The 15403-nt window shown below is 47.6% G+C and carries 14 protein-coding genes and 4 tRNA genes; 3 read left to right on the top strand and 15 right to left on the bottom strand.

From position 1 onward, the window contains the following. Positions 1-117: 117 nt before the first annotated feature. The 15 genes from B9Y93_RS02170 to B9Y93_RS02110 form a co-directional block, all read right to left on the bottom strand. Positions 118-315, bottom strand: a complete 198-nt coding sequence (locus B9Y93_RS02170; RefSeq protein ID WP_085492708.1) for a hypothetical protein — start codon at positions 313-315, stop codon at positions 118-120. A gap of 71 nt (positions 316-386) precedes the next feature. Beyond that, entirely contained in the window at positions 387-527 is a 141-nt protein-coding gene (locus B9Y93_RS24465; RefSeq protein ID WP_176228827.1) for a hypothetical protein, read from the bottom strand. A 218-nt stretch (positions 528-745) separates the two neighbouring features. Beyond that, positions 746-2374, bottom strand: a complete 1629-nt coding sequence (locus tag B9Y93_RS02165; protein WP_244903265.1) for a sensor histidine kinase — start codon at positions 2372-2374, stop codon at positions 746-748. Positions 2375-2388: 14 nt separating this feature from the next. Then, entirely contained in the window at positions 2389-3072 is a 684-nt protein-coding gene (locus B9Y93_RS02160) for a response regulator transcription factor (protein ID WP_085492707.1), read from the bottom strand. A gap of 183 nt (positions 3073-3255) precedes the next feature. Beyond that, positions 3256-3331 (bottom strand) — tRNA-Val (locus B9Y93_RS02155). A gap of 131 nt (positions 3332-3462) precedes the next feature. Then, entirely contained in the window at positions 3463-4140 is a 678-nt protein-coding gene (gene ung / locus B9Y93_RS02150) for a uracil-DNA glycosylase (RefSeq protein ID WP_085492706.1), read from the bottom strand. A gap of 132 nt (positions 4141-4272) precedes the next feature. After that, a tRNA-Leu gene (locus B9Y93_RS02145) sits at positions 4273-4361 on the bottom strand. Between the two features lie 36 nt (positions 4362-4397). Continuing rightward, a tRNA-Ile gene (locus B9Y93_RS02140) sits at positions 4398-4474 on the bottom strand. A 23-nt stretch (positions 4475-4497) separates the two neighbouring features. After that, positions 4498-4574: transfer RNA gene (locus tag B9Y93_RS02135), tRNA-Met, on the bottom strand. Between the two features lie 200 nt (positions 4575-4774). Next, positions 4775-4945, bottom strand: coding sequence for a hypothetical protein (locus B9Y93_RS24460; protein WP_170936383.1), 171 nt, complete (start codon positions 4943-4945; stop codon positions 4775-4777). Between the two features lie 193 nt (positions 4946-5138). Then, positions 5139-6629 carry an ABC transporter substrate-binding protein gene (locus tag B9Y93_RS02130; RefSeq protein WP_085492705.1) on the bottom strand — a complete coding sequence of 497 codons (1491 nt, stop codon included), beginning with the start codon at positions 6627-6629 and terminating at the stop codon, positions 5139-5141. A gap of 4 nt (positions 6630-6633) precedes the next feature. Next, the gene (locus tag B9Y93_RS02125) at positions 6634-7524 is read right to left on the bottom strand and encodes an ABC transporter ATP-binding protein (protein WP_085492704.1); all 891 of its coding nucleotides are present in this window, start codon (positions 7522-7524) and stop codon (positions 6634-6636) included. Positions 7525-7527: 3 nt separating this feature from the next. Next, positions 7528-10389 (bottom strand): ABC transporter permease, encoded by a 2862-nt coding sequence (locus B9Y93_RS02120; protein WP_085492703.1) that lies wholly within the window; start codon positions 10387-10389, stop codon positions 7528-7530. After that, positions 10389-11492: an efflux RND transporter periplasmic adaptor subunit gene (locus tag B9Y93_RS02115; protein WP_085492702.1), complete on the bottom strand. Its 1104-nt coding sequence runs from the start codon at positions 11490-11492 to the stop codon at positions 10389-10391. The genes B9Y93_RS02120 and B9Y93_RS02115 overlap by 1 nt, the downstream gene beginning before the upstream one ends. Beyond that, a complete protein-coding gene (locus B9Y93_RS02110; protein WP_370738956.1) occupies positions 11431-12183 on the bottom strand; it encodes an ABC transporter ATP-binding protein in 753 nt (250 codons plus the stop codon). Before B9Y93_RS02110 ends, B9Y93_RS02115 begins: the two co-directional genes overlap by 62 nt. A gap of 313 nt (positions 12184-12496) precedes the next feature. On the opposite strand from B9Y93_RS02110, the gene B9Y93_RS02105 reads away from it, so the two are divergent. From B9Y93_RS02105 to B9Y93_RS02095, 3 genes are all read left to right on the top strand, one after another. Further along, positions 12497-13228 (top strand): response regulator transcription factor, encoded by a 732-nt coding sequence (locus B9Y93_RS02105; protein ID WP_085493922.1) that lies wholly within the window; start codon positions 12497-12499, stop codon positions 13226-13228. Positions 13229-13235: 7 nt separating this feature from the next. Next, on the top strand, positions 13236-14576 hold the full coding sequence (locus B9Y93_RS02100; RefSeq protein WP_085492700.1) for a sensor histidine kinase: 1341 nt from the start codon (positions 13236-13238) through the stop codon (positions 14574-14576). 72 nt (positions 14577-14648) lie between these two features. Continuing rightward, on the top strand, positions 14649-15311 hold the full coding sequence (locus B9Y93_RS02095; RefSeq protein ID WP_176228826.1) for a PepSY domain-containing protein: 663 nt from the start codon (positions 14649-14651) through the stop codon (positions 15309-15311). Positions 15312-15403 lie beyond the last annotated feature (92 nt).

Below are 15403 nucleotides of genomic sequence, written 5' to 3'. Positions count from 1 at the left end.
AAAAGCCGTCATGTTGTGTATACACCTTATTTCTAGCGGAAACATAATAGCCTCTTGCTTCACGGCTGCTGCCGCTTCACACAGAGGCTATGATTTCATTCATCTAGGTTTATCCAATCAGGGGGTGTAAACATCCGTTGTAATCGGTCGCCCATATACCTCTTCATATATGGGAGGCTTGGAGTCTTGTTCCTCGTGTACAGGAATATCGATGAGGTCATCAGGTCCCCCCATCAGCATTGGCGTGCATCCCAGCATGAGAACACCAGCTACGCACAAGCTCAACATGAGCTGCAGCACTTTTTCGACAGACATAAAGCCACTTCCTTATCGGTCATCATTCATTCCGTATTCAGTGTGGCCTTTTTTATGGCGATCTAAACGAACTATTGCTTCACCTTTCTTAACCATACATACTGCTCGTCATAAGCATGGCTGTCGCTCTTTATAAACATGAGCAAATACCAGCAAACGATACCCACAATACCGAATAATCCTACAAGCCAAGTAAACAACAGCGCCCCCATGCCAACTCCCCCTCATCACAAGAACTAGAACAGCAAGTGCCCTTCATCATTCATATGAAAGAGCACCCTATTTTAGAAGAGATGGGTTTGACATTACGTTGAACGACGGAAGCCGGATGAAGCCTCTTTTAATTTGCAGATTGCTCTCTTTATGCCAGCAGCTCATTCGAGCTAACCGCTTAGTCAAGTCAAAGCGCAATTCGCATCGGCTTACCTGCTTACGGCTGACGTTGATCAAGAGGCAGAGTAACGATAAAGGTCGTCCCCGATCCCAGATCGCTGCGAACCTCAATACGTCCTCCATGGAGATCTATAATCGATTTTGTGATGGATAGCCCTAAACCCGCTCCTCCATGCTTGCGTGCACGTGAAGGATCCATTCGATAGAAGCGGTTAAAGAGAAGAGGAATGTGCTCATCATCAATTCCTATGCCATTATCTTGGACTTGAAGCTGAACCCACTTGTGCTGATGCTGCTTTAAGCTCAATTTGATCTTGCCCGCTTCTGGATCTGTATGCTGAACCGCATTATAGAACAAATTGAGAACGACCTGCTTTAATTTGTCGCGATCATAGATGCAGCTAATCCCACAATCCAGGTCAAAGCTCACTTTCCGCTGCTGCGCAAGCAGCCTTAACTGTGGCTCCATCTCATCAATCATGAGGCCGAGCTTCCCTTCACTTGCAGTCAGTTCAGGCGCTCGATCAAGCTTCGCCAGCAGCAGCAGATCATGAACCAGCTTGTTCATTCGTTCTGATTCCCCATACATGCTCTTTAGCGCTCGATCAAGCTGCTCTGGATGCTTAGAGGCACCACGAAGCAGCACCTCAAGAAAGCCATGAATAGAGGTTAATGGAGTCCTCAGCTCATGTGACGCATCTGCGATAAACTGGCGCATCTGCTCCTTTGCTTCCTTTTCTGCTTCAAATGACGCCTCCAGTCGTTTTAACATATCGTTAAAGGATGATGCGAGCTTGTCAATTTCCTCCTGCTTTTCGGTTACAGAGAGCCGCTGCTGCAGATTGCCCGCATTGATTTGCTCTACGGTATGAACCATGTTGGACAGCGGCAGCAGCGTCTTGCGCAGCAGCGGCATAAAGACAAGACTTCCTGCTGTTAAAGCGATAAGCGACAGCACAATATAAATCATAAGCTGACGGCTTAGTTCTCCCTTCATCGGCGCAGTCGCGGTGCTTATCTGTACCAAGCCGATCGGGTGTCGAAGCGGCACAGGTGAGAAGACAACCAACTGCTCCTCGCCTTGTTCGTTATCTACGATCATATAGTTTGAAAAAAGCTTGCGCTCGTACTGATTAGTAAGCAGAATCGCTTCGATCTCTGCTTTACTTAGCCTAGGGGCTGTTCCGCCATCATTCCATTCTGAAAGTGTCTTGTACTGCCCTTCTTGATCCACATAAGCTAGCGTCAACCCTGGTAAAAACAGCATGGGAGCAGGAGCTCTATCGCGTTTTCCTGCTGCATCACTGCTTGTTTTTTCTCCTTCGTCGAACTTACCTGCCTTCCCACTCTGGTCATCGTCTTGTACTTCCTGAGCCCACTTATCTGAAGCTTGATCGGAAGCATTCATCTGATCTGCACCCTCAGGCTTTGGTATAGGCAGCCCCCCTTGTCTCCATGTCTCAGGAGGTATCGAGATGACCTGGTTAAGCATGCTTTCTGCTTTATTCTGATACGTATACTGCTTCATGAAAATATGCTGCAAAATGCCTACCACAACCAGAATAACGGCGACAAGCAGTAAGGAGATTGACAGCAGCTTGCCGCGGAGTGAGCGGATGTTGAGACACTTCCATCTGGATCGTCCATCCTTGGCTGTAACCTTCAAACAAGTTCCTCCTTCTAAGCAAGATCCAAGCGATAGCCTACTCCTCTCAAGGTGCGGATCAGCTGATGCTCGCGATCTCCAAGCTTGTCTCTTAGCGAACGGATGTACACCTCGACGATGTTCTCTTCACCGCCAAAGTCATACCCCCACACTTTATCAAGAATTAGCGACTTGCTTAATACAAGTCCATGATTCATAATCATAAATTTAAGAAGCTCATATTCTGTTGGCGACAGCTCAAGGAGTTGATCGCTCTTGCGAATTTCTTTGCGCCGATCATCAATGGTGAAGGCACCCAGGTTTACTTCGCCGGCAAGATTGGGAAACTGATTGCGCACACGCGCTTGAATGCGGGCAAGAAGCTCCACAAAGCTGAAGGGCTTGACCATATAATCATCAGCACCAAGCTGAAGACCTTTTACACGGTCATCCACTTCATCTTTCGCTGTAAGCATAATCACCGCAACCTGATCCATCTTCTTCAGCATATGGACGACCTCAAAACCATCCATCCCCGGCATCATAACATCTAGAATGACTACATGAGGCTGATATTCCTTCATCATGGAAATTGCACTCATGCCATCCTGCACCGTCTTCACATCATACCCTTCATTTGAAAGACCAAGCTCCAGAAATTGAAGAATATTCGGCTCGTCATCGACGACGAGTATACGAATTCCCTTGACCTGCATCATAGATTGTCCTCCATCCATTGTGAATGCACCTCTATTATACATGAAGCTAGGATTCAACACCTGAATGCCAGCTGAAAAGTAAGGCTATGTGCGCTTTGCGATTAAGCCCTAGCCATGCATAATCAGGAACTCTCTTTACAACAAAAAAGAGTCCTTCATCGAAGGACTCCTTGAATACGAATATGGTGATCTGTAGTGGGCTCGAACCACTGACCCCCACCCTGTCAAGATGGTGCTCTCCCAGCTGAGCTAACAGATCATAACAAGATAAATACGGTAAATACACTATATCATGGCTTAATTTGAATTGTCAACGTTCCCATTAAACATGCATTCCTGTTGGTTCCTATCATGAGCGGTCAACAGGAATGCACGATCAAATAAGCTCATCTACAGCATTGGTAATTGCCAGTCTATCTCTTCAATCCCCCACGCGCGAAGCGTTTCATTGATCTTGGAATACGGACGGCTGCCGAAAAAGCCACGGTGTGCTGACAGTGGACTCGGATGAGGCGCTTTTATAATATGATGCTTTGAGCAGTCAATCATCTTCATTTTGGCCTGCGCATGGCTTCCCCACAGTACAAATACAATCGGGTCCTCTCGATCGTTAAGCCTTGTGATCACATGGTCTGTGAAATTCTCCCAGCCCATCCCTTTATGCGAATTAGCTTGTCCTTCTTGAACTGTCATTACGGTGTTCAACATAAGAACTCCCTGTCTCGCCCAAGACTCCAAATAACCATGATTCGGCATCGTCGTCCCCATGTCTTCCGCACACTCTTTGAGCATATTCAGAAGGGACGGAGGAATACGTACTCCTGGGAGCACAGAGAAGCTGAGACCATGAGCCTGGCCAGGACCGTGATATGGATCTTGTCCAACAATCACAACCTTCACATCTTGATATGGTGTCAGTCGAAACGCCGTAAAGACATGATCCAGCGGAGGATAGATCCGCTCTTTATCATATTGTTGCAAGAGCCATCCCCATAGCTGCTTGAAGTAAGGCTTGCGCACTTCATCATGCAGCAAGTCCTTCCAGTCGTTCTCGATCTTGAAGCTCACGCCATCCACTCCTATCATCCCATTTGTTCCATTCACATAACCCTAATAAAATCCAAAAACTCCTTCCGCCGGGGCGAAAGGAGTGTTATTCCATAATCATAACAATTCATCATTCATAGTTGTTGATTGAAATGGTGCCGAGAACCGGGGTCGAACCGGTACGGTAGTCACCTACCGCAGGATTTTAAGTCCTGTGCGTCTGCCAATTCCGCCATCCCGGCATAATAGGCTATGAATCTATGAAACTGTTAGTATTATGGTGGGCCCTGAGGGACTCGAACCCACGACCAATCGGTTATGAGCCGACCGCTCTGACCAACTGAGCTAAGGGCCCATTGTTGTAAAGCTTGTTAAGATTGGTTGCGGGGGCAGGATTTGAACCTACGACCTTCGGGTTATGAGCCCGACGAGCTACCGGACTGCTCCACCCCGCGCCATTTTCAGAAGTCACTGTTATCAGCGACAAGTAATACTATACAACATGAATATAGGTTCAGTCAAGAAACATTTCAAACTTTTTTTATGGGATTAACCATTTACGATAAAAGTCTCTTAACCTGCCTCTTCGCGCAAGCTTCTGGACCCTAGGACGAAGATCCATAATAGGTGATAATGAATGGGATTCCTCGCGCAATTACAATATAAATCTTACCCCATACTTGCCTCTGCGCGAGCGGTACACCTCAATCTCCTGTGGCGTATTATAGCCGTACATCCATGCATCATGCTCCAGTCGCTGCTGCAGAACCCTTGCTTGGAATTTGGAGTCGTACAGCTTGCCCCAGTATACCCACTTTATGTTCATCTTGAACCTCTCCTTGTGCTGCATCGGTTTCTTTTATCCACCATGATTTCCTTACACTCCCTTTACTATGTCCCAAGTCGCCCCATTTCATCATGATAGATGTAAAAAAGGGATGCCAGCAACTGCTGACATCCCTCAACCATAGCATTTATGCATTTAGATAAGTTCAAAGGCTAGACAGAAAGGATCGCGATTATCCCCCATAGATTCGCGGCATGATGCCTCCGCCATCCGGATTGTTTTTAATCTGCTGCAAAAGCTCATTTCCTTTTGTTTCCCAGGACTTCAGAGCTTCTGCAATACTCTTGCTTCCTTTGACAACCTCTTGGAACTCTGTACGACCCAGCTCAATCAATTGCCAGTAGTTGCCGTTGCCTTCCATCATCAGATCATTCATCGAGGAGCCTGTAGGCGTAGATGGCTTCACATTATAGAAGGCTCCGATATTGTAGTTGGAACCTGCTGGCGGGTTGATGAAAGACTTGCGAGACACAAGCTCATAGCTGCTACGTGAACGCAGCTTGCTCCAATCTTCTCCATTCAAGAATTGCACAAAGTCCCATGCAACCTCTGGATTTGGCGCTTTCTGATTAATGGAGAAGATGTTAGACAATTGCACATAACCCGATACACCTTCCGCTTCTGGATGAGAAGGAATTGTGACAACATCCCACTCAAACGGCTTGAAGTTCTTGATCTTGGCCGCATTCTTCATTACATTGGACAAATCGCCATTGATATAGCCGTAGTCACCTACCACCATCGCGAGACGACCGGAAATAAAGAAGTCATAGTCGAATGGACCAGGTGCCGAATTTTCATCGTATACCACATTCATATCTTCTGAAGAAGGCATGACTTTCTCATTGAGCAGCTTCGTAATTTGAGACCAGGACTTTTCCCATTGCGGGCTGTTCACAAGAAGCTTTTCTTTGGTATCATCAACAAAGCGCAGATTAAGCGGATCGGTGTAATTGCTCATCAACGAATTGAACCCGCCATCGCTCGGATAACGCTCAAAGTTAAAGCCAAATACACGGTCCTTTCCTTCGCCAGTGGATACGCGGCTGGCCAGATTGAACAACTCATCCCATGTCATGTTGTCTTTAGGTGGTTCAACCCCTGCATCTGTGAAGATCTTCTTATTGTACAAAATGACAGAGGACATAAAGGTTGGGCTTAATCCGTATAGAGTGCCGTCGCCCATGCTCTTCAGGCCATCAATGACAGCTGGCACAAAGTCATCGGTATTGAGCTGATCCTGCTGGATTCTCGGATCAAGCGATGTCAGCATTCCATCTCTAGCAAGCTTGCGGAATTGCGATACATCGGTCACGACAACATCAACAGGATTATCGCCCTCCATGATCTTCTTGATCGCTTCAAGACGATCTGGTTCCTTGCGCATGCCATTTTTATCCGGCTCTTCGAATTGCTGGTCCATATAATTGATCGCTGGCACAATCTCGATTTTCACATTTTTATGAGTCAGCTCATAAGCATCCGTAAATTGCTGTCTAAAATAGGAGTCATCAAAGCCCCCATAGACTACGCCAATACGCAGCACTTGTTCTTGCTTGCTCTCTTGGTTCGTGTTGTTGGTACACGCTGCAAGAATGGGGAACACCATCGTTAAGGTCAGGGCTGTGATCAGCCATTTTCGTACTTTCGTCTTTGCTCTCATCTATTTACTCCTCCAACTTGTTTGGTGTGCGAATCACAATCTTGTCTCCATCGAATTCCATTGATGCTTTGTCATTAATATCTAGTGCATTCAGGAATTCCTTTGGAACCTGCAAACGCCCCACACGATCGACAACAACGTAGGCCTCATGGACCTCATGAAGCTGATGGCCGACTTCATTCATGAATCCTTGCTTGCCTTCTTCATTCAAGCTTGGATTCCGCTTAATAAACTCAGTACTCGTTAGACCGTCACGGATCGCGACAACTCGGTCTACTTTACCTGCAAGCTCCATATCGTGAGTAACGATCACGATCGTAATGCCGATCTCTCGATTCATCTTGCGGAAAATGTCCATAATCATATCAGAGGTCTCAGAATCTACGGAGCCCGTCGGTTCGTCAGCAAGCAGAAGCTTCGGCTTATTCGACAATGCGATCGCTAGCGCTACCCGCTGCTGCTCTCCCCCTGACAATTCCGTAAGCTTGTTGTTCATCCGATGAGACAATCCTACCCATGTAAGGAGCTGCTTGGCATAAGGACGGTCCAAGCGTCCCGACAGCATCATCGGCATCTCTACATTCTCAAGCGCCGTAAGATAAGGAAGCAGGTTTCTCGCATTGTTCTGCCAGATGAACCCAACTGTGTCTCGCTTATACTTGACAAGCTCCTCATCCGTAATCTTAAGCAAGTTCCACTTATCCACCATAATGCTGCCGGCAGAAGGGCGGTCAAGACCGCCCAATATGTTCAGAAACGTCGATTTCCCGCTTCCGCTGTTGCCGATGATCGCCATCATTTCGCCTTCATTCACCGTCAAATTAAGGCCTTGAAGCGCAACGACCTCGAGGTCATCGGTCTTATAAATTTTGACTAAACCTTCACATTGAATCATTCGTTACCGCTCCTCTCCCATCTTCACGGCTTGATGAACACGAAGGCGTCGAATGTGCATAAACAGCATGGATGCTCCAAGAATCATCATGACCAATACAACGAAATACAATTGCAGCGTATCTCTAGAATCGAATATGATTCGGAATGGAGGCACCTGCATTTGAGCACTTTCTGTCCCCTGCAGGAATGGCAAGAAAAGATAGCTGACAATCTTGCCAATAACAATGCCAAGACCGATAGATAACCCAGCTGTGAACAGCTGCTCCAAGAGCAGCATACCCGTAAGCTGGCCTCTCGATAGACCCATCGCCCGCAAAATACCGAATTGAACAACCCGGCTTGATAGATTAAAGAACCAATACAACAGATATCCGATCAACGATACAACGATGGATATCAGGAAGCCCATGCTCAGGATACCGAACACTCCGCCTCGGGATGGATGCTTGCTCTGAGCAATAAGCTCAGATCTTACGTCAGTAACCGAAGCAAGCTCGATGCCGGCGTTCTGCAAGGATTCAATAACAGGTGCTAGCTTCGCGCCTTCCTTCATCTTCAGCCATACTTCATAAGGCTGAATCGGAGATTGGTCATAAATATAATCCAGATTCGCGATGAAGAATGGTGCTTGATCCGGGTATTGCGTCGGCCAATATGGCAGAACCGCAACTATGGCGAAGTCCACCATCTGGTCTGAGATTGAGATCGAGATCGAATCTCCCGGCTTCAATTGATACTTGCTTGCTGTGTTGGAGGAGATAATGACTCCGCTCTCTGTATACTTGCCCATCGCATCCAAGTATTTATAAGGATGCACAGGGAACATATCCGCTCTCAGCCAGGCCACATTAGCAAAGTCAACATTGTCAATTCCCATCAGCATGCCTTGGCCGATCGAGCGGCCGGACACGATTACATTCGCCTTGGTTTTCAGCACGCGTGTCGCTGCTTCAACCCCTGGCTGACGCTTGAATAATTCAAACGGCGGCTCGTTGAAAATAATTTTGCTTGGTTTTTGCTGTTGTCCGCCAGCGCCCGGGTTCCCCCCGTTGCCTTGGCCTCCGCCGTTATTGCCTTGATTGCTATTCGGTTCGAACTCGGCCGAGCTTTCCCATACCGTCTGAAGGACGACATCCGCTCCGTACTTGTATTGAGTGCGCTCCGTAGAGTTCAAATCAATGGTACGAGCCGCAGATGAGTTATAAACCCCTAATCCCAACGTCAAGATGAGAAGGATCATCAGCGGGTAGTAGGATTTTGCCGATCGCGACAGCTGCGTCAAGGTCAAGTAGAACGGCAATGGCAGCACTTTAGAAAACATCCACTGAACCAGCTTCAGCAGCCACGGGAAGATTCTTAAGAAAAAGAGCCCGATCGAAAAAATGGCCAGTGCAGGAACAAAGAACAAGAATGGCTGCACTTGAAGCTGATCGGAGGTCATCCCTGTCTGGAAGGACAAGAGCTGCTGCTGGTTAGACAAGTAGTAGCCATAGCCAGCAAGCCCAAGCAAGGCAATATCCAAGAACCACTTTTGCCAAAACGGCTTCTTATCCTTGCGCGCCATCTTCTGTCTCAGGTTGACAATCGAGGATCTCGCTGCTGCGATCGCTGGAATCAAAGTAGCCGTCAAAGCAATAATGACTGCTGCTGCGCCGAAGATAACCGCGTCACTCGAGAAGCCGACTGGGATCGATTTGCGGTTAACAAACTCCAGGAAGCCATTGGCTGAGCCGATGGACTTCGCCATGAACCAGCCAAAGAATGGCGAGGCCAGCAAAGCAAGGCCCCCGAGGATCACGCCCTCCAGCAGATACATCAGTATAATCTGCTTCGTGCTTGCTCCGCGGCTTCGAAGCACGGAGATATCACTCTGCTGCTTCTCAAGCGCTTGATTCGCATTCATCGCGATGAAGTAGAACACCATCGCGATCATTGGGGCAGCAAGCGTAAACAGCATCATTTGCAGCCTTAAGCTTTGCGAGCGGAATTCATCGAGAAGCTTCGCAAAGGACAGCTCTACATTCGTTCCCTTTAGCTTCTGATAAAGCTCAATGCCCAGACGGTCCAATGTAGAACGAAGCTCGGCAATCTGGCTCGTCTTGATCTCTCGCAAGTCAAAAGCATAATACCAGCTGGAATTCTGCAGCTGAACCTTATTCTCCTTCAGCACGACATCGTGCAGCGTCTTCGGAGTAACGTACAAGGTGTTCATCATGCTCTCGAAGCCTTGATACCAAAATGCGCTCTTCTCGTCCACTGGCTTAAAGGTACCGACAATCTTGACCCGCAAATTCACATTCGAGCCGCCATAGACTGGATAATCAAGCTCATCTCCAATATGAAGATCATTGCGGTACATGGCATCCTCGAGCATAACCACTTCGAGTGCTCCATTGATATTGCCGTCCTTGTTCATTCTCCCATTCGATATCTCCACCTGCTTATCTAGCTCAGATAAGCTGGCGAGGGTCATATTGCGGACCCGACTTGCATCAACCTTGGTCGGATCGACAGGAATGACCTCAGTCGGCCGAATCTGCTGAGAATGCACATACAACAGAGCCGGGAAGCCGATTTTGTCCTGCACTTCCTGCTCAATAAACGTATTTACATCCTGGAGTGCTGCTAGATCTGTCTTCTCCCCGCCTGTGGATTGGTAGCGCAGGAGAAGCGAGCCCGCAGGCAAGCCCTCGCTGTTCTCCTGTATGGATTGCGAGATGACTCGTTTTAAAGCTCCATCAGCGTACATGGGAATACTTACGGTAAAGGACACCGCAACGATAAGACCTATTAATGTACTAAGTGTCATCCACCTCGTATTCCACATTTTGCGAAATAAAAATCGGAATAGTGGAACTCCCATTATCGACCCACTACTTTCTGTCCGACCTCAAGCCCATGCAAGATCTCGACTTGTGTTGGTGTTTGCTGGCCGACCTCAACATCCACCTCGCGTTTTCCATTTTCATCAACCACTTGAACATATGTACGTAAGCCTAAGGTGCGAAGTGCAGCGGTTGGGATGACGACAGCATCCTTTTTGCGTTGAATAATAATTTGTGCATTGAGCGGTGTTCCACGCTTCAGTCCTTCAGGGAGCTGATCCACTTGAATCAGCACATACTGATCAATTCGATCCTGCTGATTCCCTTGCCCTTGCTGCCCGTTGTTATTATTGTTGTCTGTGGATGGGTTCGGCAGCGACTTCACCTTGCCTTTAAGCTTCTTATCCACGTTGTTAATGCTGACGACCGTCTCCATATCCAGCGCAATTCGCTTGAGATCCTCTTTTGAGAGCTGAACTGCAATCGCAAGTCGCGAAGTATCCGCTACAATAGCGACTGTCTCATAGGATTTGGTGGCGTCTCCTTTTTTCATATTCAAAGAGACAAGCGTGCCCGCATAAGGAGCCTTCAACTCCGCCTTGGCAATATCATTCTCAAGATCTGCAATCTCTTGGCGGCGTTCCTCAAACAGGATCTGCGCCTCCTCGAATTGGATCGGATCCATCTCATCCTTATTGCGGAGTGTTTCTTTCATCTGCATCTCTTCTTTGCGCAGCTGCAGACGCTTTGAGCGCAAATCCTTCTGCATATCCTCAACATCAAGCATAGCTAATGTTTGTCCCGCTTTAACACTATCCCCGTTCTTGACGAGCACATCTTTAATTCTCTTGCCATCAAGCGTAAAATATAAGTTCTCTTCCTGCTGAGACATCAGCTTACCGTTGGCAGATACCTTCGTCTCAAGCGTCGCTTTCGTTACTTCATATTCTGGCTTCTTTGATATCGTAGGCGGTGTGATCGGAGGCAGCACCTCCTCTTCTTCCTCCTTCGGAAGAATCGAACAAGCTGTCGTGAGCAGCATTGTTATGGATATGACTAGTAAAGTGCCTTTCCTCCAATTAGACCGTCGGCGCTGCGCCGACTTTGGAGACGAATCTGCCGTCAACCATTTCATAAACATGATCTGCAACCTCCAAAATAGTAGGATCGTGGGTTGTCATACAAATGGATATGTTTTCTGTACGAATAATTTGGTGAAATACACCCATGACCTGAGCAACCATCTGTGTGTCTAAATCCGCGGTAGGCTCGTCCGCCAGCAAGAGCAATGGCTTATGGGCTATAGCCTTGGCTATCGCTACACGCTGCTGCTCGCCACCGGACATCTCATAAGGACGATGATTCATCCTTTTACCGAGGCCAACCAGTTCCAAGCAATGCTGAACCCTTGGCTTCCAAAGTGACTTCGGCACCTTCGCCATGCGCAGGGACAGTTCTACATTCTCATAGGCAGATAACAACGGCATCAGGGCAAATGCCTGAAAAATAAAGCCGATATCCTGTCTTCTCGTGTAGGTGCGCTTCTCATCGCTCCAAGTAGAGAATGGCTCGTTCTTAAACCAGATCTCGCCTTCTGTCGGCAGATCAAGGCCGCCAAGCATATTGAGCAGTGTCGTCTTGCCTGAGCCGGATCGTCCCTTCAGCATTACTAGCTGACCCTGAGAGACTTCCATATTAATGCCTTTTAGCACCTGTATGCGCTCGCTTCCAACCTGGAACGTGCGCTTCACTTCGGTTACACGAAGCAGTGGATCATATGTATTATCACGAGCGCGATTAAACGCATCCTCAGCCGCTTTGCGCTCTGATATGGATTGCCCCTTGTCAAGATCAACTGGCTCTGCTGACTCAGCTTGCTCTTCGCTCTCTATTGGGGTGTCTTCGGCTCGCGATACCGGCTTCTTGAAGCGAAGCTTCCTAAACAATGGCGATACCCCCTTCTTCAAATAATGTTTTTGGACCAAACCTTTACCAGTATAATTCATCTATAGGTAAAAATAGTTACAACGGTTGTAACGAATGACATGGTTTTCCTAATTTTACCTGAGACCGCTATTGCATGAAAGTTATAATAGTAGATATGCTTGTAGCACAACGCAAACACAAAGAGGAGAACAAATGAACATGCAGCAAAATGAGCTTACACCTGCACAACATCCAAGCATTCTAATTATCGAAGATGATCGCAAGATCGCCCGCGTTATTCAGCTGGAGCTGCAGCATGAGGGCTATCAAGTTGAGCTCGCCCACACAGGCACTGAAGGACTTCAGAAAGTGAACCATTCTTCTTGGAGCTTGGTTCTGCTTGATGTCATGCTCCCGGAATGGAGCGGCCTTGAGGTGCTTCGCCGGATGCGCGCATCCGACCCGCATACGCCCGTTATTCTGCTTACGGCAAGAGATTCTGTGCACGACAAGGTAAGTGGACTTGATCTGGGCGCTAACGATTATATTACGAAGCCCTTTCAATTCGAAGAGCTATTGGCGCGCATTCGAGCATGCCTTCGAACGGCAGCGGCTGTGCACGCTATAACGACCGCATCTTCACCGATCGATGAGCACCGTACAGTTCTTGGCGATCTTATCGTACAAGAGAAGTCAAGAGAGGTGACGCGAGGTGGGCAAGCCATTGACCTGACCCCGCGAGAATACGATCTCTTGTTGTTCTTAATGAAGCATCCCCATCAGGTCATGGAGCGAGAGCAGATACTGACTCACGTCTGGGGATATGATTATTACGGCGATACCAATGTGGTGGACGTATACATACGCTATCTGCGCAATAAGGTTGATCGCCCCTTCCAAACGCCCTATATCCATACCATAAGAGGTGTTGGTTATATGATGAAGGAGTGAATGGAGCTTGAACATCCGTCGAAAGATTCATTTGCTAACCACGGTGTGGCTAATCCTTGCCATTGTCATCGTCAACTTGACGATTTATGCTTTTTTCTATCAAAGCACGAAGCAAGAAGCGCTTAACCGTGTTCAAATGAGCGCTGATCAGATGGGCGAAGCGCTAAAAGGATCTACTGCAGATCAAGCTGCAAGAAAGATGCTTCGCGCCTTTCTTCCGCCTAATGGAATGATTCGATTGATTGATGAGAACCAGCGCGTGCTCCTGACAGTAGCCAAAGATTCATCACTGCCAGCTCTCTTTGTGTCTAATGCAAAGAAACAAGGCACAGAATGGATAGCCATGGACAAGACACTCATTGCAAGAGCCACCTTGCCCGTGATCTGGGAGCAAGGTGAAGTCGTGATGCTTGAGTTCTCTGAGGCGCTGCCTAATGTTTCGCATAATCTATCTGTGTTAAGAGGCATTCTGCTCATAGCGGCAATAGGCATGATCATTCCTTCCCTGCTTGCAGGACAAGTACTTGGCCGAATCATTCTTAAGCCCGTGACGAGCATGGCTAGAACAATGGAAGAGATTCAACAAAGCGATCAGTTTATTCCGATCAGTCTTGCTGACCGCTCGAAGGATGAACTCTATCAGCTTGCCACAACTTTCAACGCGATGATCGATAAATTGGAGCATAATTATATGAAGCAGCAGCAGTTCGTGTCTGACGCCTCGCATGAGCTCAAGACACCGCTTACGGTCATCGAGAGCTATGCAGATATGCTAAAACGCTGGGGAGCCAATGATCCTGAGATTCTTCATGAAGCCATTGAAGCCATTCATGCTGAAGCCATCCGAATGAAGCTGATGACGCAGCAAATGCTGGACCTCGCGAGATATGAATCCAGCCAAGCATTGGATCTAACTGAATTTGACCTGACCGAGCTCGCTCAGGAATTAAGAGCGATGGTTGAAACAGCTTATAACCGCAACATTCAGCTCTCCTCCCCTACTACGCTTGTGGTGTGTGCAGACCGCCTTCAAATCAAGCAATTGCTGCTTATCCTGCTGAATAACGCGATAAAGTACAGCAGCGAACCGATCGAGCTGTGTCTCGGTCAACAAGGAGACCAGCCCTTCATAACGGTTACTGATCATGGGATCGGGATACCACATGAAAGCCTTCCACATGTATTCGACCGCTTCTATCGTGTAGATGAAGCTAGACACCGAGACACTGGAGGCACAGGGATAGGCCTGTCTATTGCCAAGCGCATAGCAGACGCTCATAATGCCAAGCTGGAAGTGATCAGCCAAGAAGGGAAATTCACCAGTTTTACCCTTGTATTCAACGAATAAAGATCGGCACTCAGCGTTTTCTCATCTTTGTTTTATATACTGAAGGCAACATATATGAAGTTAGGTGATTTCATGCATAACAAACGTTATCGGCTGTGGGCTGCTGCAGCCCTGCTATTGATCATGATTCTAGGGAGCATGATCTACTGGAGTACGAAGGAAGATCAACAACTGCTTCATCAAGAAGAGATCAAAGCTAGAATAGAGCAAAAATATGAAGGCACCATCACCAGCATCGCAAGAAGCTCTCAAACTTCGTACCCCTCTTATGAGGTAAAGCTTGCGAATGCACAAGGAAGCTATAGACTGCTTGTGCACGCAGCAAGTGGCAATATTGAGCAAATGACGAGGACTGCTGGCCCAGAGCCTACGCCTCCATCTGATGCCAATAATCAATCGAATGAGGGCTCTGAGCCGAATCCAGCACCTTCTACAGACCATAATACAAGCAGTAGAGAAGAACCTCCTTCCTCGTCTGGCTCGAAAAACAAGCCGAACAAGCAAGCGCAGGAGAATGAAACACAGCAGCCATCTAAAGCGCTCATTAGTGAGCAAAAGGCAAAGGAAATCGCCTTGGCGCAGGTGAAAGGCAAGATCACCTCCATCGAACTTGAGGAGGATGATGATTGGCTCGTGTATGAAATCGAGATGAACACTTCGGATAAGCAGGAAGCCAAGCTGTACATCAATGCCTACACTGGCGAGATCATCTCTATTGAATGGGATGAAGACTAAACGATTCTTCTCCATCTCTCATTCATTTCTCATTTTGCTCTTTCGGCATTCTCATATTGAGCACGTATACTTGGTCTTGTCAGTTCAAGAAC

It is taken from the genome of Paenibacillus aquistagni (genome assembly GCF_900177815.1).
Lineage (GTDB): Bacteria > Bacillota > Bacilli > Paenibacillales > Paenibacillaceae > Paenibacillus_B > Paenibacillus_B aquistagni.
This window is presented reverse-complemented; position numbering and strand designations above follow the sequence as displayed.

Bases quoted from the DNA above. Each gene is read 5' to 3' on its own strand.
- B9Y93_RS02170 (WP_085492708.1), bottom strand. From the start codon at position 315: ATGTCTGTCGAAAAAGTGCTGCAGCTCATGTTGAGCTTGTGCGTAGCT.
- B9Y93_RS24465 (WP_176228827.1), bottom strand. From the start codon at position 527: ATGGGGGCGCTGTTGTTTACTTGGCTTGTAGGATTATTCGGTATTGTG.
- B9Y93_RS02160 (WP_085492707.1), bottom strand. From the start codon at position 3,072: ATGATGCAGGTCAAGGGAATTCGTATACTCGTCGTCGATGACGAGCCG.
- B9Y93_RS24460 (WP_170936383.1), bottom strand. From the start codon at position 4,945: ATGAACATAAAGTGGGTATACTGGGGCAAGCTGTACGACTCCAAATTC.
- B9Y93_RS02130 (WP_085492705.1), bottom strand. From the start codon at position 6,629: ATGAGAGCAAAGACGAAAGTACGAAAATGGCTGATCACAGCCCTGACC.
- B9Y93_RS02125 (WP_085492704.1), bottom strand. From the start codon at position 7,524: ATGATTCAATGTGAAGGTTTAGTCAAAATTTATAAGACCGATGACCTC.
- B9Y93_RS02120 (WP_085492703.1), bottom strand. From the start codon at position 10,389: ATGGGAGTTCCACTATTCCGATTTTTATTTCGCAAAATGTGGAATACG.
- B9Y93_RS02115 (WP_085492702.1), bottom strand. From the start codon at position 11,492: ATGTTTATGAAATGGTTGACGGCAGATTCGTCTCCAAAGTCGGCGCAG.
- B9Y93_RS02105 (WP_085493922.1), top strand. From the start codon at position 12,497: ATGCAGCAAAATGAGCTTACACCTGCACAACATCCAAGCATTCTAATT.
- B9Y93_RS02095 (WP_176228826.1), top strand. From the start codon at position 14,649: ATGCATAACAAACGTTATCGGCTGTGGGCTGCTGCAGCCCTGCTATTG.